Annotated in this window: 22 protein-coding genes; 2 read left to right on the top strand and 20 right to left on the bottom strand. The window is 27.5% G+C overall.

Annotation, left to right across the window (positions count from 1 at the left end):
- Position 1 precedes the first annotated feature (1 nt).
- The 14 genes from AMRN_RS02940 to AMRN_RS02875 all read right to left on the bottom strand — a co-directional run bounded on the left by AMRN_RS02940 (position 2) and on the right by AMRN_RS02875 (position 14,653).
- Complete coding sequence (locus AMRN_RS02940; RefSeq protein ID WP_099311456.1) at positions 2-886, bottom strand: response regulator transcription factor; 885 nt, start codon at positions 884-886, stop codon at positions 2-4.
- Between the two features lie 2 nt (positions 887-888).
- Entirely contained in the window at positions 889-2,700 is a 1,812-nt protein-coding gene (locus AMRN_RS02935; protein WP_099311457.1) for a PAS domain S-box protein, read from the bottom strand.
- Between the two features lie 145 nt (positions 2,701-2,845).
- The gene (locus tag AMRN_RS02930; protein ID WP_099311458.1) at positions 2,846-3,427 is read right to left on the bottom strand and encodes a phosphatidylserine decarboxylase; all 582 of its coding nucleotides are present in this window, start codon (positions 3,425-3,427) and stop codon (positions 2,846-2,848) included.
- 8 nt (positions 3,428-3,435) lie between these two features.
- Complete coding sequence (gene ftsH, locus AMRN_RS02925) at positions 3,436-5,490, bottom strand: ATP-dependent zinc metalloprotease FtsH (protein WP_099311459.1); 2,055 nt, start codon at positions 5,488-5,490, stop codon at positions 3,436-3,438.
- 18 nt (positions 5,491-5,508) lie between these two features.
- Positions 5,509-6,315, bottom strand: a complete 807-nt coding sequence (locus tag AMRN_RS02920) for a 50S ribosomal protein L11 methyltransferase (RefSeq protein WP_099311460.1) — start codon at positions 6,313-6,315, stop codon at positions 5,509-5,511.
- A 55-nt stretch (positions 6,316-6,370) separates the two neighbouring features.
- Positions 6,371-7,303 carry a tRNA dihydrouridine synthase gene (locus AMRN_RS02915; RefSeq protein WP_099311483.1) on the bottom strand — a complete coding sequence of 311 codons (933 nt, stop codon included), beginning with the start codon at positions 7,301-7,303 and terminating at the stop codon, positions 6,371-6,373.
- Positions 7,303-8,319, bottom strand: coding sequence for a hypothetical protein (locus AMRN_RS02910; protein WP_099311461.1), 1,017 nt, complete (start codon positions 8,317-8,319; stop codon positions 7,303-7,305). The genes AMRN_RS02915 and AMRN_RS02910 overlap by 1 nt, the downstream gene beginning before the upstream one ends.
- Before the next feature lie 13 nt (positions 8,320-8,332).
- Positions 8,333-8,689 (bottom strand): RNA polymerase-binding protein DksA, encoded by a 357-nt coding sequence (gene dksA, locus AMRN_RS02905; protein ID WP_099311462.1) that lies wholly within the window; start codon positions 8,687-8,689, stop codon positions 8,333-8,335.
- A gap of 48 nt (positions 8,690-8,737) precedes the next feature.
- The gene (locus AMRN_RS02900; RefSeq protein ID WP_099311463.1) at positions 8,738-9,199 is read right to left on the bottom strand and encodes a 23S rRNA (pseudouridine(1915)-N(3))-methyltransferase RlmH; all 462 of its coding nucleotides are present in this window, start codon (positions 9,197-9,199) and stop codon (positions 8,738-8,740) included.
- Positions 9,189-9,803 (bottom strand): thiamine phosphate synthase, encoded by a 615-nt coding sequence (locus AMRN_RS02895; protein WP_099311464.1) that lies wholly within the window; start codon positions 9,801-9,803, stop codon positions 9,189-9,191. Before AMRN_RS02895 ends, AMRN_RS02900 begins: the two co-directional genes overlap by 11 nt.
- Positions 9,803-10,672, bottom strand: coding sequence for an acetyl-CoA carboxylase, carboxyltransferase subunit beta (accD, locus tag AMRN_RS02890; RefSeq protein WP_099311465.1), 870 nt, complete (start codon positions 10,670-10,672; stop codon positions 9,803-9,805). Before accD ends, AMRN_RS02895 begins: the two co-directional genes overlap by 1 nt.
- A 29-nt stretch (positions 10,673-10,701) precedes the next feature.
- Positions 10,702-11,913, bottom strand: coding sequence for a methionine adenosyltransferase (gene metK / locus AMRN_RS02885; RefSeq protein WP_228150839.1), 1,212 nt, complete (start codon positions 11,911-11,913; stop codon positions 10,702-10,704).
- A gap of 98 nt (positions 11,914-12,011) precedes the next feature.
- Complete coding sequence (glmS, locus tag AMRN_RS02880; RefSeq protein ID WP_099311467.1) at positions 12,012-13,814, bottom strand: glutamine--fructose-6-phosphate transaminase (isomerizing); 1,803 nt, start codon at positions 13,812-13,814, stop codon at positions 12,012-12,014.
- Positions 13,815-13,885: 71 nt separating this feature from the next.
- Positions 13,886-14,653, bottom strand: a complete 768-nt coding sequence (locus tag AMRN_RS02875; protein WP_099311468.1) for an inositol monophosphatase family protein — start codon at positions 14,651-14,653, stop codon at positions 13,886-13,888.
- 104 nt (positions 14,654-14,757) lie between these two features.
- Here AMRN_RS02875 and AMRN_RS02870 point away from each other — a divergent pair, with 104 nt between their 5' ends.
- On the top strand, positions 14,758-15,360 hold the full coding sequence (locus AMRN_RS02870; RefSeq protein WP_099311469.1) for a YkgJ family cysteine cluster protein: 603 nt from the start codon (positions 14,758-14,760) through the stop codon (positions 15,358-15,360).
- Between the two features lie 355 nt (positions 15,361-15,715).
- Here AMRN_RS02870 and AMRN_RS02865 read toward each other — a convergent pair whose 3' ends face one another.
- Both AMRN_RS02865 and AMRN_RS02860 read right to left on the bottom strand, forming a co-directional pair.
- Positions 15,716-16,033, bottom strand: a complete 318-nt coding sequence (locus tag AMRN_RS02865) for a DMT family transporter (RefSeq protein ID WP_099311470.1) — start codon at positions 16,031-16,033, stop codon at positions 15,716-15,718.
- A 2-nt stretch (positions 16,034-16,035) separates the two neighbouring features.
- Entirely contained in the window at positions 16,036-16,620 is a 585-nt protein-coding gene (locus tag AMRN_RS02860) for a TetR/AcrR family transcriptional regulator (RefSeq protein ID WP_099311471.1), read from the bottom strand.
- A 135-nt stretch (positions 16,621-16,755) separates the two neighbouring features.
- Here AMRN_RS02860 and AMRN_RS02855 point away from each other — a divergent pair, with 135 nt between their 5' ends.
- On the top strand, positions 16,756-17,466 hold the full coding sequence (locus AMRN_RS02855; RefSeq protein ID WP_099311472.1) for a DNA alkylation repair protein: 711 nt from the start codon (positions 16,756-16,758) through the stop codon (positions 17,464-17,466).
- 4 nt (positions 17,467-17,470) lie between these two features.
- Here the strand turns inward: AMRN_RS02855 and AMRN_RS02850 are convergent, their stop codons facing one another.
- From AMRN_RS02850 to AMRN_RS02835, 4 genes are all read right to left on the bottom strand, one after another.
- Complete coding sequence (locus AMRN_RS02850) at positions 17,471-18,007, bottom strand: dihydrofolate reductase family protein (RefSeq protein WP_099311473.1); 537 nt, start codon at positions 18,005-18,007, stop codon at positions 17,471-17,473.
- 149 nt (positions 18,008-18,156) lie between these two features.
- Positions 18,157-19,791 carry a chaperonin GroEL gene (groL, locus tag AMRN_RS02845; RefSeq protein WP_099311474.1) on the bottom strand — a complete coding sequence of 545 codons (1,635 nt, stop codon included), beginning with the start codon at positions 19,789-19,791 and terminating at the stop codon, positions 18,157-18,159.
- Positions 19,792-19,853: 62 nt separating this feature from the next.
- Entirely contained in the window at positions 19,854-20,111 is a 258-nt protein-coding gene (groES, locus tag AMRN_RS02840; RefSeq protein WP_099311475.1) for a co-chaperone GroES, read from the bottom strand.
- Positions 20,112-20,233: 122 nt separating this feature from the next.
- Entirely contained in the window at positions 20,234-21,094 is an 861-nt protein-coding gene (locus AMRN_RS02835) for a polyprenyl synthetase family protein (protein WP_099311476.1), read from the bottom strand.
- Positions 21,095-21,096: the final 2 nt, after the last annotated feature.

The following is a 21,096-nucleotide window of genomic DNA, read 5'->3' as shown; positions in this document are numbered from 1 at the left end:
ATTAATTTCTACTAGAAATATTTAAAATACTTTTTAATTCATTCATCAAATTTTCATTTGAAATACCATTATTTAAATCATTTACTAACTTATTACTTATATTATGAATTTCGTCTAACTTCTCTTCATTTTTATCTACAAAAACAAAAACACTTTTATTCATTTTTTCAAAATATTTATAGCTAACATAAAACTCTCTTTTAAATAGCTTTTCACATTTACTACTTTTAAGTCTAACTAAATGTCTTCTTTGTTTATTTGCAATAACATAATCAATCCAGTTTTCATTTGCTTTTAATTCTTCAATATCAAATAAATTTTTACACTTGTTTATTTGTTCATTAAAAGTATCTAAGTTTTCAAATCCCATCAAATCTAGTAAGCTTTTATTTGCATACTCAACATTATTTGAATTCATTACAAACATAAAGGTAGAATTACAATCTAGTATAAACTGTATATACTCTTCATAACTATTATTCTTTTTTTCCAAAGTATCTAAATATAAACTTTTTTTAATAATCGCTAATATTTCTTGCATATTTATTGGCTTTAATAAATACTTATCAATTCCTAACTCAATTGCTTTACTTAAACTATCACTTTCACTATGAGCTGTTGTAATTACGATAGGAATACTAGGATCAATTTCAAATATTTTTTCAGCCATATTTAATCCATTTAATTTTGGCATTTGTATATCAGTTATTACTATATCAGGTCTTTTCTTTTTAAATAATTCTAAACCCTCAACACCATCTTTTGCAATAAAGAGTTCTTTTACATATCTTTTTAAAAAATATGAAATCTCTTCCAATGTCATTTCATCATCTTCAACATATAAAAGTGTTATATCTTTAAAAGTCTCTTTATTAAAACTATGCATAATTAATCCTTGAGCCTATCTTTAATTTCTAAAAATTCATCTAAATTATCCATAAATAAATCAATTAGATTTGGATCAAAATGTTTACCTTTTTGTTCATTAAAAAGTTTTAAAATATCTTCTAAAGGCCAAGCTCTTTTATAAGTTCTAGCACTTCCAAGTGCATCAAAAACATCTGCAATTGCAGTAATTCTTCCATAAATATGAATATCTTCACCCCTTAAACCATTAGGGTATCCACTGCCATCCCATTTTTCATGATGAGTATATGATACCATTGCAGCTGCTTTTAACATTGGTCTTTGTGAACTTTTAAGTATTTCATAACCAATTTGTGCATGGGTTTTCATTATTTCCCACTCTTTATCATCTAATTTTCCAGGTTTATTTAAAATAGAATCAGGAATAGCAACTTTACCTATATCATGCATTGGTGAAGCTGTGAAAATTTCATCAATTTCAATATCACTCATTTTTGCTTTTTTTGCTAAAAGTTTTGAATATTCTGCAACTCTTCTTACATGCTGTCCTGTCTCTTGACTTCTATATTCTCCCACATCACCTAATGTATAAATTATCTCTCTTTGTGTATTTTCAACTTCTTTATGCAAATTAACTATTTCTGTAATTTCATGTCTAATGCCTAAATATTCAAAAATATTTCCATCTATATCTTTTAAAGGAAAAGTATGCACATCAAAATGTAATAAAGTGCCATCTTTACTTTCATTTGTTATTTTTCCTTTCCATCCATCTTTTGAAAAAATTGCCTCAATCTTTTTTTCATACTCTTCTTTTTTCAAATTTGTTTGTTTTAAAATAGAGTAATCACAACCAATTATTTCATCTTTTGTATATCCTAAAGAATCAACAAAAGCATCATTTACATAAGTTATCTTTTTATCTAAATCTAACCTTATAATTATATTACTTCTATCTATTGCATTTTCATATTGTTCTATAATATTTATAGATGAATCTAAATCAAAGGATTTTTTTTCAGTTTGTTTTTTAAAATACTCTTTAGTTTGAGTTAAATAAGTAATATCATTTGATAAAGAGATAAACTCAACAATATTACCATCAATATCTAAAATTGGTTTTATAATCATATCAAGATAATAAGCAGTTCCATCTTTTGCTTGATTTTTCACTTCACCTTGCCAAGATTTTTTTTCATTTTTGATTAAATGCCACATTGATAAGAAAAATTCTTTATTTGTATCAGGATGTCTTATTATACTATGTGGTTTACCAATCAACTCTTCTTTTTTATAACCTGATATTTCCAAAAAAGGTTTATTCACATATATAATCTTTCCATTTATATCTGTTTTTGAGATAATTGAGCGATCATCTACAATATCTTTATATTGAGTTAAAATATTTTGTATTTGTTCTTTCTCTTTTTCAAGAAGAATAGATTTTGCAATTGAAGCTAAAGTTTCTATCATATCTTTTAAATTTAAAGGCTTAGTTATATAATTACTTACACCTAAATTTATTGATTCAAATAAATATTTTGTGTCATTATATGCAGTTGTTATAATTATGGGAATACTACTATTTTCTTCTTTTATTTTTTTTGCCATTTCAAGACCTGTAAGAATTGGCATTTGTATATCTGTAATAATTACATCAATTGATTCTTTATAAAAAATATCCAAACCTTCTTGGCCATTATTAGCACAATAAAAGTTCTTAACTTTTGTTTCAAGAAAATATCTTACTTCATCTTGTGTAAATTTATCATCTTCAACATATAAAATTGATATCTTCGATAAATAACCTAAAATTTGCGTACCATCTTGCATAATAAATCCTTTAGAAAGCTAAAGTAAAACTATTTTATATATATTCTAGTAAAAATTAGTGTCATTTAAAAGGTTAGTATGTAGTTTTAAGTAAATTTATAGATATAAGTAGAAAAACTTTAGAAATAAATTTCCTAAAGTTTTATTAATAGCAAATTGTTTGTCCTGCTTGTATTGTCTGCCCTACTTTTATATTAAGAGAAAAACTTTTTTCTATTTTTAAAAGTAATTCACCTTGAGTAAATACTCCAAGTTGATCACCTTTTTTATACTCTTTTTCAATAGGTTTATCCAAAGGCGCAGTAGCAAAAGAAGAGACAAGTTCCATTATAGTATTTTTAGTAGATAAAACTATTTTTTCATTTAAAAGCTTTGCTTTTTTTTCATCAAAAGGTAAAAAAAGACCTTTTCTTAAACTTTCAATTTTTACAAATGAGTCTTCAGGTGATAATAAAACTGAATTATCAAAAAGTGAAGCATTTAAATAGATTAAATAATAGTTATCATTAAAATCAATTGCTTCAACTTTTCCACTTATTGCAGATACAATAAAAGCTTCATTATCAATAATTATTTTTTTTACCCTATACACATATAAACACAAGAAAAAAAGAAAAAAAGTTATTATTGATAAAAACTCTAAATCAACTACTTGTAAAAACACAGCAAAGACAAGAAGATATAATGATATCTTTTGTCCTTGTTTTAATATATATTTATCTAGCATAGCTTTGCCTATTTATTTTCACTATTTTCTTCTTTTTTCAAAGAATCCGTATTCTCTTTCTCATCAGGCTTATCATCAGTTTTTTCTGTATCTTCTTTTGTTGTTGTATCTTCTTCACTTATAGCATCAGAATGTAAATCTTCTGCTTCAAAAACAATTCCACCATTTGCTTTAATTATCTCTCTTACTCTTTCACCTGAAATAACTTCAATTTCTAATAATTCAGCTGTCATCTCTTCAATGGCTGCTTTATTGTCTTTTAAAGATTGTAAAACTGCTTCATATCTATCATTTAATGCTTTTTTTATAAAGTCATCTAAATTTCTAGCCATATTATCAGAAAAATCTTTTTGTGTTTGTCCACCTAAAAATTGATTTTGTCTTTTTTCTAATACCATAAGACCTGCAACTTCAGTCATTCCATAAACAGAAGCCATCGATTTAATTATATCAGTTGCTCTTTCTAAATCATTTCCAGCACCAGTACTAATTTCACCAATAAATACCTCTTCAGCTGCACGACCACCAAGAAGTGTATCTACTTCTGCTATTAGTTCATGCTTTTGCATTAAATATTTATTTTCTTCAGGTGTATTTAAAGTATATCCAAGCGCAGCAAGTCCTCTTGGAACAATTGATACTTTGTTAACTTTTTTTGCACCTTTTGTAATTTCTGCAATTAATGCATGTCCAGATTCATGATATGCAACTATTCTTCTCTCTTTTGGAGAGATTCTTCTAGATTTTTTCTCTAAACCAGCTATTTGTCTTTCAACTGCTTCTTTAAAATCACTAGGATCTACTTGCTCTTTTTTTGCACGACCTGCTAATAGAGCTGCTTCATTAATAATATTTGCTAAATCTGCACCAGCAAGACCTGCTGTCATTTTTGCAACTTCTTTTAAATCAACATTTTCACCTAGCTTAACATCTTTAATATGAACTTTTAAAATTTCAACTCTACCCTCATAATCAGGTTTATCAACTAATACTTGTCTATCAAATCTTCCTGGTCTAAGTAAAGCTGGGTCAAGAACTTCAGGTCTATTTGTGGCAGCTAATACAATTACAGGAGCCGCTTCTGTTGAGAAACCATCCATTTCAGCTAATAGCTGATTTAATGTTTGCTCTCTTTCATCATTTCCACCCATAGGTCCACCACTTGCTCTACTTTTACCAATTGCATCTATCTCATCAATAAAAATAATAGCAGGAGCAACTTTTTTAGCTTGTTCAAATAAATCTCTAACTCTACTTGCACCAACACCAACAAACATCTCTATAAAAGCAGAACCTGAAACAGATAAAAACTGTACATCAGCTTCACCAGCAACTGCTTTTGCTAAAAGTGTTTTACCAGTACCTGGAGGTCCAACTAAAAGTACACCTTTTGGAATTTGTGCACCAAGCTTAACATATCTATCTGGGTCTGATAAAAAATCAACAACTTCTTGAACTTCTTCTTTTGCTTCTTTATTACCAGCCATATCTTCAAATTTAACTTTAGGTTTTTCTGAATTAATCATCTTTTTTGAGCTTCCTATTCCAAGAAGGCCACCGCCTCCTCCTCCACCCATAGATTTAGACATTCTTTTTGCCAAAAACATCCAAATTGCAAAGAAAATAAAAATAGGTAGTACCCATCCAAATAATATATCAGCTAATACATTCTCTTCATTGATTCCACCATATTCTATATTATTACTTTCTAATTTTGAAATAAGTGTTTCATCAGGAACCACTCTTCTTGCAGTATAAGTAACAACTTCGCCTGAACTAGGTTTAGAAACTGCTTTGATTTGAGTATTGCCAATTCCTACATATTCAATTTGACCACCTGAAATTAGCTGTTTTAACTCTGAATAAGGTACAGTTTTATGCTTTGTTTTCCCATAAGAGGCAATATTTGAATTTCCTGCATTTTGCATTTGTTCTTCTGGAAATAAAGCTTTAAAAGCTAATATTGTTACTATAGAAAATACCACAAAAACTAATAATGGATTATTGTTAAAAAAGTTATTCCCTTTTCCATTATCGTTATTGTTATCTTGTTTTTTTGACATAAAATAAAACTCCTTTTTTTATTTAGAAAATACTATTGTTACCCACTCATTTTTGTGAATAACTTCTAATTCTTTTAAGTCCTTGAATTTATTCAAAACCCTATCTAGATGTTTATCCAAAATTCCTGATACTATTAAAATACCACCATCATTTAAGCAATTTTTTAAATCTTTATGAATCATTACTAAAACATCAGCAACAATATTTGCAATTACAACATCATACTTTTTCACTGCATTGTTAGCTGAACCTATCCAACTATTATAAAAGTTTACACTATTTAATTTAAAATTCTCTTTTGTATCAGCTATGCAAACTTCATCTGTGTCACAAATATCTACATTACATCCCAACTTTGAAGCTGCAATTGATAATATTCCACTACCACACCCTACATCTAAGACATCACTATCTTTTTTAACAAACTGATCTATTGCTAAAATGCAAGAAGAAGTTGTTTCATGGTGACCTGAACCAAATGATAAAGCAGGATCTATGATTATATCAATTTTATCTTCTTTTTTATCTTCCCAAGAGGGTCTAATAAAAAAGTTTCCAACTTCTACTGCTTTTACACTTTTTTGATAATTCAAAATCCAGTCTTGATTTTCTATTTTTTCACATTTTGTTTCACAAGAGATATTTAATCTTTTTGCAAATTCATTTATTCCAAACTCTATATGAGTTAAATCATCTTCACTTCTTGCTATAAGCAGTCCATTTTTTTCTTCTATAGCTTCATTTGTTAAAGCACTCAATAGTTCAAGAAATTGTTCATAATTGTTTTTAGGTTTAATTGTTAATTCAAAATAATATTCAGACAAATATTTCCTTTTTCTAAAAGTGAAATATTTTATCCAAATATCTGTTTAAAATTCATTAAAAAAAGCTTTCTATCATATCTCTCATAATTTTAATATCATGAACACGATTTATTATATCTCTAAATTCATTGGCACCAGTGTAACCTTTAGAGTATGAATGTAGTAATTTTCTAAACATTTTAGCACCATGTTCGCCATGAAAATCAATGACAGCATCATAATGTTCTAAAATAATCTCTTTTTTCATAGCTTCTGAAATATCTTCAACACCATTTTTTAGTTGATAAAATACCCATGGTTTTCCAATTGCACCACGTCCAATCATCAAACCATCAGCATTTGTATAATTTAATACTTCTTTAGCTTTATTATAATCTTTTATATCCCCATTTGCAATTACAGGAATATTAATAGCTTCCTTCATTGCTTTTATTGCATCATAATCAACAGGAGCTTTATACTTTCCAGCTCTTGTTCTTCCATGAACTGATACAAAGTCAACACCACAAGCTTCAACAACTTTTCCAATTTCAACTGGTATTTTTTCATTTACACCAAGTCTTACTTTTGCTGTTGTATATTGTTTCTTGTTATATTTTTTAACTGTACTTAATATCTCTTCTAATTTTTTCAAATCTCCTAAAAGATTTGAACCAGAACCATGATTGAAAACTTTAGGAGCAGGACAGCCACAATTTAAATCAATTCCATCAATTCCATCAATTTCGTTTAGTATTTCAACCGCATCTCTTACTAACTCTGGTTTATTACCTGCAATTTGTACAAAATAAGGATCTTCAGTTGGGGACTTCTCTATCATTTTTAAAGTTTTTTCTGATTTATAAACTAAAGCGTTTGAAGATATCATTTCTGATATTGTTAAATCAGCACCAAATTTTTTAACTACTCTTCTAAAAGGTAAATCTGTATATCCAGCAAGTGGAGCCAACACCATAAGGGGTTGGCTAAAATTAATTTTCTCTTTCATTAGCTTTTGTAACAAAGACTTTCTAAAGAGTATTGTTTTCCAGAATCTTTAAGATCAATCAATGCTCTAAATGCAGGATATTCTTCATCTGTATAACTTGTTAATAACTCTCTAATTCTATCTATCATTTCAAACTCAAATAATACATAAAGATAAGCTTCTGTACTACAATCAATCTCTTTTGACAAATCTTCAAATAGTGAGATTAAATCATCAGGTTGATATGCATCTTTATAAAGTTTTGCTAACTCTAAATAATCATTTTTTTCATAATCTAAGTTTTTAGTAATTTTTATAACTTCTTCATTTATTATAGCAAAGTCTGGATTTTTTGCACTTTTTTCAAAAAGTTTTTTTCCCATTTCTTTATCTAAAGTTACATTTTCATAAAGTTTCTTAACAGTTGTCATACTTTTTTCTTCAACAACATTTAAAAAAGCTTTTTTTATAACATCAGAACTATAATTCATTGGTTTTTTTAAAACTTCTACACAAAAATCAATCTCAGCATCTACTTTATTTAATAAGTTTTTATGTGCTAATTTTGAAGTTGGTTCTAATTTTAAATCTTTATCTTGAACATAAGTTCCATTATTAATATCTTTTATTAGTGAAACTATTTTATTAATTTCATTATTTGAAGTTGTAAAACTTGAATCTTTAACCTCGAAATTAATTTGTGAAAGAATATTAGAAATATCTTTAAAAGCTTTTGTTTTATAACTTGTTTTATCACCTTTTTGTAATAAATAAGCTTTTATACTTTGCATGATATTTTCTTCATCTTTTAAAATTGCTCTATATTTTAAATAGCTTTTTAAACTATAATAAAGCATATGAGAAACACTTCCTATAAAAAGCACAAGTAATGGTAAAATTACCCAAACCGCAATTGGTAATGTAAGTGAAATATCAAGAACAGTAATTTTATACTCACCAGGTTCTACACTAAACACATAACCAAAAATTAAAATTATTAATAAAATTGAAAATACAATATATTTTTTAAGTCCCACAACTATTCCTTTTCTACTGTTGTTCTACCTCATATATTTCTCTACAAGGTGTACAAAATTTTGCAAATGGTTTTGCTCTTAATCTACCAATAGCGATTAACTCATCACACATTTCACAAATACCATATTTACCTTTTTCTATTCTTTTCAAGGCGTCTTCTATTTCGTTTAACTCTTTAACTTGTTGATTTGCAATAATTCCTTCTTTAAAACTATCACTTGAAACTTCTGCATAATCATAATCATCATTGCACTCTGTATCTTTTAAAGAGTTTATACTTTCTCTACTTCCATCAATACTTTTTATTATTTGCTCTCTTCTAATAACTAAAGTATCTTTTAACTCTTGTATTTGTTTTGTATTAGCCACTCTCATCCCTTATTGAAAATTTGAGTATTATACAAAAAATTTAATAAATTACTTATGATAAGGATGATTATTTTTAATACAAAGACCTCGAAACACTTGTTCAATCAATACAAGATGGGCAATTTTATGAGCCATTGTCAATTCACTCAAGCTTATTATTGTGTCACATTTATTTAAAAATTCTTTTTCAAAACCAAATGCTCCTCCAATAAAAAAATTAATTTCTGAATTATTATCGAAAATTTTTGAAAATTTAAAACTATCAATTTTTTTACCTAATACATCTAATGCAATATTTAAACTTGAGTTTTTTAGATGCGGTTCATATACTTCACTATATGATTTTTTAGCCTCATCTTCACTTAAAGTTTGAGCTTTTGCTATTTTTTTATTAAAAATGTAATGAATTTCTACTTTTGCATATTTCAAACTCATTTTGATAAATTCTTTTGTTAATTTATCAAATTCATCATTTGATGGTTTCATTATAGAGTATATATTAATCTTCATAAAGTCCACTTCCTACGACATTAAAATGCACATTTTTAATATCATCATCACATTTTACAGAACCAATTGCACAAACAGGATGTTTTGAAATTTTTGCTAAATAAGATATTTTATCACCTAAAATATTTGACACATCTTTTGTTTTAGTTGCTTTATATGCTCCAAGACCTATCATATCTAAATCAAGTTCATTTGCTTCAAGTATTTCTACTTCATTATGTGTAGAAAGACCTAAAAGTTTATCTTTTATCTTAGCTCTTATTAGTTTTAACGCAATTTTTTTATCTTTATGAATTTTATGAAAATCCTCTTGCCCCAGATGAATTCCATCTGCATAATCAATTATATTTAACTTATCATTTATAATAATTGGTATATTAAGTTTAGATCTTAAAAAATTTAAATTTTCAATTTGAATATTATCATTATTGATTTTATCTCTATATTGAACTAGTTTTATATTTTTCTTTTTACAAATTTTTACAAACTCTTCTAAATTTATATTTTTTCTTTTTAGAATTTCAAAATCACAAAGTCCATAAGTATTGTTAAAAGAGGCTTTTAAATCAATATCTAAAAGCCTCTCAAGTTTAGTAGGATTCATTAACTAGCTTGAGTGGATTCTTTATAAAACATTGTTAAAAGATCACTTAGTGTTTTTTTCATTTTTGCTCTATTAACCACCATATCAATAGAACCTTTTTCAAGTAAAAATTCTGCTCTTTGGAAGCCCTCAGGTAAATCAGCTCCAATAGTTTGCTTAATAACTCTTTGTCCTGCAAAACCAATTAATGCACCAGGTTCAGCAATAATAATATCTCCTAAAAATGCGAAAGATGCAGATACACCACCCATCGTAGGATCTGTTAAAATTGATATATATGGTAAACCTAAAGCATCAAGTTTTTTAAGTGCAGCAGAAGTTTTTGCCATTTGCATAAGTGAAAATGTTGACTCTTGCATTCTAGCACCACCTGATGCAGAAATAATTATTAAGCCTTGATGTTTTTCCATTGCTCTGTTTACTGCTCTTACAATCTTTTCACCTTCAACTGAGCCTAAACTTCCACCCATAAATGCAAAATCAAAAACAACTATTTGTACAGGTTTTGAATTTATCGTACATTCACCACTTACAACAGCAGAAGTTCTTCCAGTTTTTTTCTGTGCTTCATCTACTCTTTTTTTGTATGATTTTTTATCAACAAAATTCAATGGATCAACTGGTTTTAAGTCAGTATCATACTCTACAAAAGAGTCATTATCTGCTAAAGACTCTATTCTTTTTTTAGCTCCAATTCTCATATGAAAATTACACTTTGGACAAATATTTTCTTGGTTCTCTACTTCTTTAAAGAACATTAAAGCATTACACTCAGGGCATTTAACCCAATGAGAAGGAGCATCTTTTTTACTTGGTTGTTCCTTTTTCCTATCAAATGATATTTTGCTAAACAAGTCTTTTAAATCCATTCTAAATCCTTTACTAAACTACATAATCTTTATTTAATATTCTTAAATTTCTCTACTTCGTCAAGTTTTTCCCATGGGTAATCACTTTGTCCCACTTGACCTCTACTTGCAACATCTGCATATAAAAATGTCTCTTCTGATGGCTTATCTAATCCAAATTTATCAATAATCCATTTTGGTGTTAATGGATAATTGTCCATTACAAATTGTGATAACTTATCATCATTTACACTTGTATAAGTTCCCATTGTATCAACAGAAATAGATGTAGGTCTAGCTACACCAATTGCATATGAAATTTGAACTACTGCTTTTTGTGCAAGTCCTGCTGCTACAATTTGTTTTGCAATCCATCTTGCTGCATATAATCCACTTCTATCAACTTTTGTATAATCTTTTGAACTTTGAGCTCCACCACCAATTGGTGCATATCCACCAAATGAATCAACAATTAATTTTCTTCCTGTTAATCCACTATCATGTAATGATGAATGAGATACATATCTTCCAGTTGGATTAATATGAATAATTGTATTATCTTTATCATACATAGATGTTGGAAGACCTGTGTCATCAATTAATCCTTGGATTAACTCTCTTACTTCTTCAATTGGCATATCTTCAACAGAAGGTGCACTAACAACAATTGTATGAATCTTTTGTGGATTACAATTTTCAAAATTTTCTTTAGTTCCATAATCAACAGTAACTTGTGTTTTAATATCAACACCTAATTTATGCTTATGTTTTAATGCATAATTATATACTTTATCACAAAGCATTCTAGCATAAGTTATTGCAGCTGGCATTAAATCTGCTGTTTCAGTTGAAGCAAAACCAAACATAATACCTTGATCACCAGCACCAATTTCACCCGAATCTCGATCAACACCTTGATTAATATCAGGGCTTTGTTGATTTAATAATACTTTCACATTTACATCATCAGGGTGCAAACATTGTTCTTTTGTAAAAGAAGATTTTCCATCATAGCCTATTTTTGCAAGGGCATCTTTTACTAATTTTTCATAATCTTCATTACTTAACTGACAATTTGATTTAACTTCTCCGCCTATTACTACATTTTTACCTGCAACAAATACTTCAGAAGCAACTCTACTATTACTATCTTCTATAATTAATTTATCTACTATTGTATCTGCAATAATATCAGCACATTTGTCAGGATGACCTGCACTTACTACTTCAGAAGTGAATAAATATTGATTTTTGTTTTCCATCTTTGTTTTCCTCTTAGGTTTTCCATTTTTGTTTTCCATTATTTTTAATTACCATTATTGCTGCCTAAAAAATAACAAATATTGCAGCAAGTTGAATATTACTCTACAGTTACTGATTTTGCCAAGTTTCTTGGCATATCAACATCATTTCCTAATCTTATTGAAATCTCCATTGATAAAAGTTGTACAACAACTAACATCTCAAAAAATTCCAGCATATAGTGATTAGTTTCTTGTATTTTTACAAAATCATCACTTAACTCAAAATCAAGCGATGAAATCGAGCAAATAGTGCTATCTCTAGCACTTAATTCTTCAACATTTGACTTAACCTTGTCATAAAGAAGATTTTGAGGCATTAAAGCAATTGTAAATAGCTCTGGATCAGCTAGTGCAATTGGTCCATGCTTCATCTCACCTGCTGGATACCCCTCAGCATGTAAGTAAGAAATCTCTTTAAGCTTTAAAGCTCCTTCTAAAGCTAAAGGATAAAATACATCCCTACCAATAAAAAAGAACCCATGACCGTGAAGGTATCTTTTAGATAATCTTCTTGTTTTTTCATGAATTTTATCTTCAATTTTTAGTGCATTTGGAACTTCTCTTAAGGCTGTTAACTCTTTTTGCATAACTTCATTACTTATAGATTTTTTTACATTTGCAAAATATAAAGCTAACATCCAAAGTGTTACTGTTTGCGTTGAAAAAGCTTTTGTCGAAGCAACTCCTTTTTCAATCCCTGCTCTTGTTAAAATTGAATAATGAGCAAGTCTTGTCATAGAAGAGTTATCAACATTGCAAATAACTAAAGTTTTAAGCCCAGCTTTTTTTGCCATTTTTAAAACTTCTAAAGTATCTGCAGTTTCTCCACTTTGCGAAATAACTATAAAAAGCGTGTCTTTTGTTAATAAAGGCTGTTTATATCTAAATTCACTTGCAATTTCAACATTACACTTAATCTTACTTAATCTTTCAAAAAGATAAGAAGAAGTAATTCCTGCGTGATAACTAGTACCACATGCACAAATTTTAATTTCATTAATTCCATCTAAAATAGAATCATTAATCTCATCAAATGATGTTGTTTCATCTTTTACTCTTTCAAGCATACAATCACTTACAACATCACTTTGTTCATAAATCTCTTTTTCCATAAAAAATCTAAAGCCATCTTTTTGTGCATACTGTTTTGAAGATGGTAATGAACTCCAAGTGTAATTATCATCAAAAAACTCGATTTCATCAGCACTTGCAATGCCACCAACTCCATCTTCTAAATATACCACTTCTTTACATAACCCTATCAAAGGAGCATCCGAAGATGAGAAAAGAATCTCCTTTTGCTCATTTCCTTTTGCTATTATTAATGGACTTCCATTTTTAAAAAAGAAGATTTTTTTAGGATCCGCTTTAGAAACTAAAAGTATAGAAAAAGCACCTTTTAGTTTTGAAATTGTATCTTTAAAAGCTTGTTTTGTATCATTAATTTTATTATTAATATTTTCAAATAAGTGAACTATAACTTCTGTATCAGTTTGTGATACAAATTTGTGTCCTTGGCTTATCAAATCATCTTTTAACTCTTTATAATTTTCAATTATTCCATTGTGAACTACATAAGAATATTCTCCTAAATGAGGATGCGCGTTTAATTCAGTTGGTTTTCCATGAGTAGCCCACCTTGTATGACCTATTCCTAAGTAAAACTCTTTATTTATAATATCTTTTGTTTTTTCTCTTAAGTTTTCAAGTTTTCCCAAAGCTTTATATACATCAATATTATTTTCATTCAAAAGTGCTAAACCTGCTGAATCATAACCTCTATATTCAAGCTCTTTTAAACCATCAAGTAGTACTTTTGCTGTATTTTTATTGCCGATGTATCCAACTATTCCACACATAAATGCTAAACCTTCATTTCAAATTTGAAGCTGATATTTTACTAAAAAATTACTAAAATTCTTCTTTTATGTTATAAATGGCTTAAAAGCTTTTTGTGAATTTTACTATTTGTTGCAACTATATATTTATCACTGAAAAGTTTATATTTTTTTCCTTTTTCATTTGTTACTTTTCCTCCAGCTTCACTTAAAATAATTATTCCAGCACTCACATCCCATGCTTTTAAATTCATTTCATAATATCCCTCATACGTACCTTTTGCAACATAACATAAATCTAAAGATGCTGAACCTAATCTTCTTATATCTTGACAATTTGGAAGTATATTTTTCATTTGTTTCATAACAGCATTTAAATCATCACTACATGTTCCACAAGAATATGGAAAACCAGTAGAAATCAATGCTTTTTGAAAGTTTTTTTCCTTAGAAACTTCTATTTTCTTTTTATTTAAATAAGCACCTTTATTTACTTTAGCATAATATAATTCATCCAAAATAGGATTATAAACTACTCCCATATATGGTTTTTTATTTTTATAAACTCCAACAGAAATAGCAGTATGTGGTACTTTATTTACAAAGTTTGTTGTACCATCAATTGGATCTATAATAATAGAATTATCAAATTTTAAATTACTATTATCAGACTCTTCTGCAATTATATTAAAATCACTAAACTCTTTTTTGAATTTTTCTTTTAAAAACTCTTCAACTGCCACATCATATTTTGTAACTAAATCTTTTTTTGCTTTAAATGTTACTTCTTTTTCATTATAGTAACCCTCAACTAAAATTTTTGAAGCCTCTTTGATTATCTTAATTAATTTTTTTTTCATTTTTTATCCAATTTTTTTTATATTTTATCTAAGATTTATTATATAAGACTAAATAATTTTATATTTTATAAAAAAGTAAAAGAAAATATGTTAAAACCTATGTTATGAAAACTTTTGAAAGAATAGAAAACGAAACACTTTATTTTAGTTCATGCGAAACTTGCGAGGCTCATTGTTGTGATGGAGAAAGAGGTATATTATATGCACAAATACTTCTTGAAGATTTTGAAAAAGTGTATGAAAACTTCCCTATTGTTTTTATGTATGGTGAACTTGGTTATTTAAAACCTGTAATTCTTCTTACTAATGGTAAAGAGTTTTGTAGATATTTAGAAAATAATCTTTGCACTATTTATGAAAAAAGACCATCAACTTGTAGAAATTACCCTTTAAGTGCTCACTTGGATAATTCAATCTATGTAGATAAAAATTGCCCAGCTATTGCAAATGAGGGAACTGAAATAGTAAAAAATGGAAAAATAAACAAAGAGTTTAATAATTATAGTTTTTCTGATTATCAAATAAGGTATATAAATACTCACTTTTGTTTTCATGAGATAAATAATAGTGATAATTTAACAAAAGCTATTACTTTAAATGGTATTGATTTTTATAAATTTGTAAAAGATTTTAATGATAAATATGTAAATATGCACCTAGAATCTTTAAAAAATATTGATAAGTACTATTTAAAAGCTATAAAATGAGTTTTATAAATAAAAAAAATTATATAAAATAAAGCACAAACCCCAAAAAATAACCTATATATGGTTTAAAAATTGATTCTATATATCTTTTAGATTATTTTTTTAACATATACTGCAAATTTAATTTACTTTTAAGCTAGTAAAGTGCTATACTTATTTTATCCAATGTAACGGAGGTTGTAAAAGATAGGAGTTTTAGATAAATAGTTTAAATAGAAAACTTATCACTGTTACAAAAAAATTAAAATAAAAGTCAATAATAAAGACTTGGGAAGTAAGATAAATTTACTTCTAACAAATAATGAAAAAAGGGGAAAGTTAAACTTTCCCCTTTTTTATTTTAACTCTCAATAACTCAAGCATGTCCTAACTTTAACATAACAGTTCCCATTACGATTAATAAAATAGCAATAAACTTTTGTGTGCTCATTAATTCTTTAAAAATTAACCAACCAAGAAGTGTTATAGCAACAGTTCCAAAACCAGCCCATATTGCATATGCTGTACCTATATCGATTTTTTTTACAGCAAGGCCAACTAAGCTAAAAGATATAATATAAAATATTAAAACTGCACCTGCCCAATAATAACTATTTGTTATTGATGTTTGTTTAATACATAAAGTTCCCATTACTTCAAATATAATTCCAGCAAATAAATACCACCAATGCATTTTTATCCTTTTTTCAAAATAATAGAAATCTGTTTTATATAAAGTGATAATTCATTTTGAAGATTAAAACTATTATCTACTAAATCTCTAAAATACATCCCATCCGCAGTTGCACAAATAGATTTAATAAACTCTTTTTTTGTATAGTTTATTTCATATTGTTCAAAAATATTTAACAATTTTTTATCAATATACTCATAATAAAAATGATTATATTGGCTTACTTCTTTTTTCTTTGAATATACATATGTATGAAAGCTTGCAAAAAAAAGCTTTCTTAAAGTTTTGCATAAATCATCATTGCTAATATAAACACTAAAAAATATTAGTAAACATTGTTCAAAACTTTTGCACTTTTCTAAATCTTTTTCGCATATATTAAAATATTCAATTGTTTTTCTTTTCATAACTTCAAATACTAACTCTTCTTTAGTTTTAAAATAGTGATAAAACTGACCTTTTGAAATATCAATCTTTTGTATCAATTGATTTAAAGAGATAGTTTCAATCTCATTTTTTTTAAACTCATTATATGCTTTTTGACATATCTCATCTATTTTTTCTTCTTTATTTACTATTATTGGCATAATAAACCTTTTTATAAACTAGTGGTTTATTATAGTTTGTTTTTACTTTCTTTTTCATAAACTACTGGTTTATTTAATTGATTTTTTTATAACTTAAGTTAAAATATAATAAGAATAATTAAAAAGTGAGTCCATATGAATATAACAAAGCAAATTAAAGAAGATTTAGCAATATTTACAAATATTAATAATGTTCAAACATATAAGAGTTTTTTTAAGACAAAAGCTGGTGACTATGCACATAAAGATGTTTTTTTAGGTATAAAAGTTCCAGATATTAGGAAAATAGTAAAAAAGTATTTTTTAGATCTTTGCTTTAGCCATATAGATGAGTTTTTACATTCACCATACCATGAATATAGAATGTTTGCACTTTTAGTTTTAACATATCAATATAAATCAAAAAAGCTTAATAAAAAAGAAGAAATATTTAATTTTTATATTCAAAATATATCTTGGGTTAATAATTGGGATTTAATTGATGTAACTTCTCCTCACATTGTAGGTGATTACTTAATAAAAGAAGACAAATCAATACTTTATGAGTTTGCAAGATCAAATAACTTATGGAAAAAGAGAGTGGCGATTATTAGTACTTTTGCTTTTATAAATAATGGAAATTATCAAGATACATTAAAAATTGCAGATATATTACTAAAAGATGAACATGATTTAATTCACAAAGCTGTAGGTTGGGCTATTAGAAATGTAGGTAAAAAAGATGAAAATACAATGATTGAGTTTTTAAATCAAAGATATAAAAAGATGCCAAGGACAATGTTAAGATATGCAATAGAAAAACTACCTGAGCAGTTAAGACAAAACTATTTAAAAGGTACAATATAGTATTTTATTTTTGTTTTTTATATACTGTTTGAGTATAAAATTGTGCAACAACTCTAGTATTAATAACTTTAAAAAGTTTTGATTTTGTTAACTTTGAAAATAGCGGTTTCCCCTCACCTAGTAAAACAGGTATTGTAGAAATAGTCATTTCATCAATTAAATCTTCTTCTAAAAAGTTTTGAATTGTTTTTCCTCCATCAATATACAACTTTTTATATCCTTTATTATTTAAAAAGTTAACTAATATTGAGGGTTTCATATTAAGTAATTCTATTTTATCTTCATAACCTTTTGGAATACTCTTCATAGAGCTACTAAGAACAAAAACTTTTTTATTATAAGGCCATTTATCGTTAAAACTTTTAACAACATTAAATGTATTTTTACCCATTACTACACAATCAATACTATTCATAAAATCTAAAAATTCAATTTCTATTTTTTTATCCATAGGTACAATATCTAGCCACTTAACACTGTTATTCTTATGTGAAATATATCCATCTAAACTAACAGCAATATATACTTTATTTGAAAACATTATAAACCTTTAATTTTAAAAATAGCAATTATATCACCTTTTTTATCAAATAAAAGGTAGAACTTAAGAATCTAAAAAAATAGAAATAAAAAAACCACACCTTATAAAAAGGTGCGGTTAACAAATAGTTAAATAAGTTTTAACTATTTTTACATCATACCAGGCATTCCACCCATTCCACCCATATCAGGCATAGCTGGAGCTGCTTTATCTTCTTTAATATCTGTAACTGTAGCTTCTGTTGTTAAAAGAAGTGATGCAACTGATACTGCATTTTGCATTGCAACTCTTTCAACTTTAGCAGGATCTACAATTCCAGCTTCAAACATATCAACATAGTTTCCAGTTGCAGCATCAAATCCATAATTATCACTATCAGATTTTTTTACTTCATTTACCACAACACCTGCATCAAATCCAGCATTTGTTGCAATTTGTTTTAATGGAGCTGAAATAGCTCTTAAAACAATATCTGCACCAATTTGCTCATCACCTTCAAGCTCTAAAGATACTTTTGCAGCTGCTTTAATTAATGCAGCTCCACCACCAATTACAATACCTTCTTCAACAGCAGCTCTTGTTGCACTTAATGCATCATCAACTCTATCTTTTTTCTCTTTCATTTCAGTTTCAGTAGCAGCACCAACTTTAATTACTGCAACCCCACCAGAAAGTTTTGCAAGTCTTTCTTGTAATTTTTCTTTATCATAATCACTTGTAGTGTTTGCGATTTCATTTTTTATTTGTCCAACTCTTGATTGAACAGCTTCTGCACTTCCTGAACCATTTACAATAGTTGTATTATCTTTATCAATTACAATTCTTGAAGCAGTTCCAAGAGAATCAATTCCAGTAGCATCTAAACTCATTCCCATCTCTTCAGAAATAACAGTACCACCAGTTAACACAGCAATATCTTCAAGCATTGCTTTTCTTCTATCACCAAATCCTGGAGCTTTAACAGCAGCAATATTTAAAGAACCTCTTAATCTATTTACAACTAGTGTTGCTAATGCTTCACCATCAACATCTTCTGCAATAATTAATAATGGTCTTCCTGCTTGATTAACAGCTTCTAAGATTGGTAACATCTCTTTTAAATTAGATATTTTTTTATCATATAGTAAAATATATGGATTTTCCATTTCTGCAATCATTTTTTCAGAATTAGTTACAAAGTATGGAGATAAATATCCTCTATCAAACTGCATACCCTCAACAACATCTAATTCATCATAAATACCTTTTGCTTCTTCAACAGTAATAACTCCATCTTTTCCAACTTTGTCCATAGCTTCTGCAATCATAGAACCAATTGCCATATCAGAGTTTGCTGAGATTGATGCAACTTGTTCAATTTCTGTTTTATTTGCAACTTCTTTTGAAGCTTTTTTTATCTCTTCTAAAATTGCTTCTGATGCTTTTGCCATTCCTCTTTTTAAGATAATAGGATTAGCCCCAGCAGTAACATTTCTAAGACCTTCTTTAAATATAGAATAAGCTAATACTGTTGCAGTAGTTGTACCATCACCTGCTTCATCAGCTGTTTTAGAAGCAACTTCTTTTACAAGTTGAACTCCCATATTTTCTATAGTATCTTCTAATTCAATCTCTCTTGCAACAGATACTCCATCTTTAGTGATATTAGGAGCTCCAAAAGATTTTTGTAATAAAACATTTCTTCCTCTAGGTCCCATTGTAACCTTTACAGCGTCAGCTAATTTTTCTACACCTGAAAATAATCTGTTTCTTGCATTATCACTAAACATTACTTCTTTTGCCATATTACTTTTCCTTCTTTTGTTTATTTAAATTTTTTAAATTAATTATGTAATTGCAAATGCAATTACATAACTCCTATAATATTTTCAACATTTAATACTAAGTATTCTTGTCCCTCAAGATTCAATTCAGTTCCTCTGAATTGTTCAAATACTATTGTATCACCCACTTTAACATCTTCTACTTTTGAACCAATTGCTTCTACTGTAGCAGTATGTGGTTTTTCTTTTGCATTATCTGGAATATAAATTCCACTTGCTGTTTTGTTCTCAACTTCAGTTCTTTTAACCAGAACTCTTTCCCCTAGTGGTTTAAAATTCATTATAGTATCTCCTATCAAGTTATAAAATAAAATTAGCACTCTATTTTTTTGAGTGCTAAATTTTATAAAATTTTTTATTTTTTGTCAAGTAGTTTGAGTTATTTTGACTAAAAGTTTTAATATTATTTGTGTCTATGTAGATATTTAAGTAATAACTCTTCTAAAGAGTCTTTTAATTTATCATCTAAAGATCTTAATTGCTCTTCACATTTGTTTGCTAATTTATCAGCAGATTCAATTGCACCATCTAAACCTAAAAGATTAACAAATGAATTTTTTTCATTATCATTTTGTGTAGTCTTACCTGCTTCTTGTTCGCTTTGTGTTTCATCAATGATATCATCTTGTATTTGAAACAATAAGCCAATATCAATTCCAAAATTATAAAGTTTATCTTGTAAAGTTAAATCATATTGAGCAATAATCGCCCCCATCTTTAAACTTGCTGCAATTAATTTTGCAGTTTTATGAATATGTAAAAATTCCAATTCATCAAGTTTTAATCTGTGATTTTCAAAATGACAATCAATTGCTTGACCAATAATCATACCATCAATACCACCATCACTTGAAAGTGTTTTAATCAATTCTATTTTTATATCATTACTAAGTGGTGCATTAGCCAAAAGATTAAAGCTATGAGTATTTAAAGCATCTCCTACTAAAATAGCTGTTACTTCATCATACTTTTTATGTAAAGTTTGAAAACCTCTTCTCAAATTTGCATCATCCATAGCTGGTAAATCATCATGAACTAATGAGTAAGTATGTAAAAATTCTATTCCTAAAGCAATAGGTAAAGAGTTACTAACTAAAAGTGGATTTTTAGAATTAACAACAGATAATAAAAGCATTGGTCTAAATCTTTTTCCACCTGCTTTTAACATCTCTTCTAAAGCTGATTCAAAATGTGGATGAAATGTTTTTGAAGAGGGAAGATTACTATTTAAGTAATCTTCAAATTTATTTAATAATTGTTCCATTT

The organism is Malaciobacter marinus (assembly GCF_003544855.1).
GTDB lineage: Bacteria > Campylobacterota > Campylobacteria > Campylobacterales > Arcobacteraceae > Malaciobacter > Malaciobacter marinus.
Note: the sequence above shows the minus strand (reverse complement) of the source record. Positions and strands in the feature narration are given on the sequence as shown.

Bases quoted from the DNA above. Each gene is read 5' to 3' on its own strand.
- AMRN_RS02895 (WP_099311464.1), bottom strand. From the start codon at position 9,803: ATGAATCCTACTAAACTTGAGAGGCTTTTAGATATTGATTTAAAAGCC.
- accD (WP_099311465.1), bottom strand. From the start codon at position 10,672: ATGGATTTAAAAGACTTGTTTAGCAAAATATCATTTGATAGGAAAAAG.
- AMRN_RS02835 (WP_099311476.1), bottom strand. From the start codon at position 21,094: ATGGAACAATTATTAAATAAATTTGAAGATTACTTAAATAGTAATCTT.
- AMRN_RS02875 (WP_099311468.1), bottom strand. From the start codon at position 14,653: ATGAAAAAAAAATTAATTAAGATAATCAAAGAGGCTTCAAAAATTTTA.
- AMRN_RS02900 (WP_099311463.1), bottom strand. From the start codon at position 9,199: ATGAAGATTAATATATACTCTATAATGAAACCATCAAATGATGAATTT.
- AMRN_RS02855 (WP_099311472.1), top strand. From the start codon at position 16,756: ATGAATATAACAAAGCAAATTAAAGAAGATTTAGCAATATTTACAAAT.
- AMRN_RS02850 (WP_099311473.1), bottom strand. From the start codon at position 18,007: ATGTTTTCAAATAAAGTATATATTGCTGTTAGTTTAGATGGATATATT.
- groL (WP_099311474.1), bottom strand. From the start codon at position 19,791: ATGGCAAAAGAAGTAATGTTTAGTGATAATGCAAGAAACAGATTATTT.
- glmS (WP_099311467.1), bottom strand. From the start codon at position 13,814: ATGTGTGGAATAGTTGGATACATCGGCAATAAAAATACAGCAAAAGTA.
- AMRN_RS02930 (WP_099311458.1), bottom strand. From the start codon at position 3,427: ATGCTAGATAAATATATATTAAAACAAGGACAAAAGATATCATTATAT.
- AMRN_RS02860 (WP_099311471.1), bottom strand. From the start codon at position 16,620: ATGCCAATAATAGTAAATAAAGAAGAAAAAATAGATGAGATATGTCAA.
- ftsH (WP_099311459.1), bottom strand. From the start codon at position 5,490: ATGTCAAAAAAACAAGATAACAATAACGATAATGGAAAAGGGAATAAC.
- AMRN_RS02865 (WP_099311470.1), bottom strand. From the start codon at position 16,033: ATGCATTGGTGGTATTTATTTGCTGGAATTATATTTGAAGTAATGGGA.
- AMRN_RS02940 (WP_099311456.1), bottom strand. From the start codon at position 886: ATGCATAGTTTTAATAAAGAGACTTTTAAAGATATAACACTTTTATAT.
- AMRN_RS02915 (WP_099311483.1), bottom strand. From the start codon at position 7,303: ATGAAAGAGAAAATTAATTTTAGCCAACCCCTTATGGTGTTGGCTCCA.
- groES (WP_099311475.1), bottom strand. From the start codon at position 20,111: ATGAATTTTAAACCACTAGGGGAAAGAGTTCTGGTTAAAAGAACTGAA.
- AMRN_RS02935 (WP_099311457.1), bottom strand. From the start codon at position 2,700: ATGCAAGATGGTACGCAAATTTTAGGTTATTTATCGAAGATATCAATT.
- AMRN_RS02870 (WP_099311469.1), top strand. From the start codon at position 14,758: ATGAAAACTTTTGAAAGAATAGAAAACGAAACACTTTATTTTAGTTCA.
- metK (WP_228150839.1), bottom strand. From the start codon at position 11,913: ATGGAAAACAAAAATCAATATTTATTCACTTCTGAAGTAGTAAGTGCA.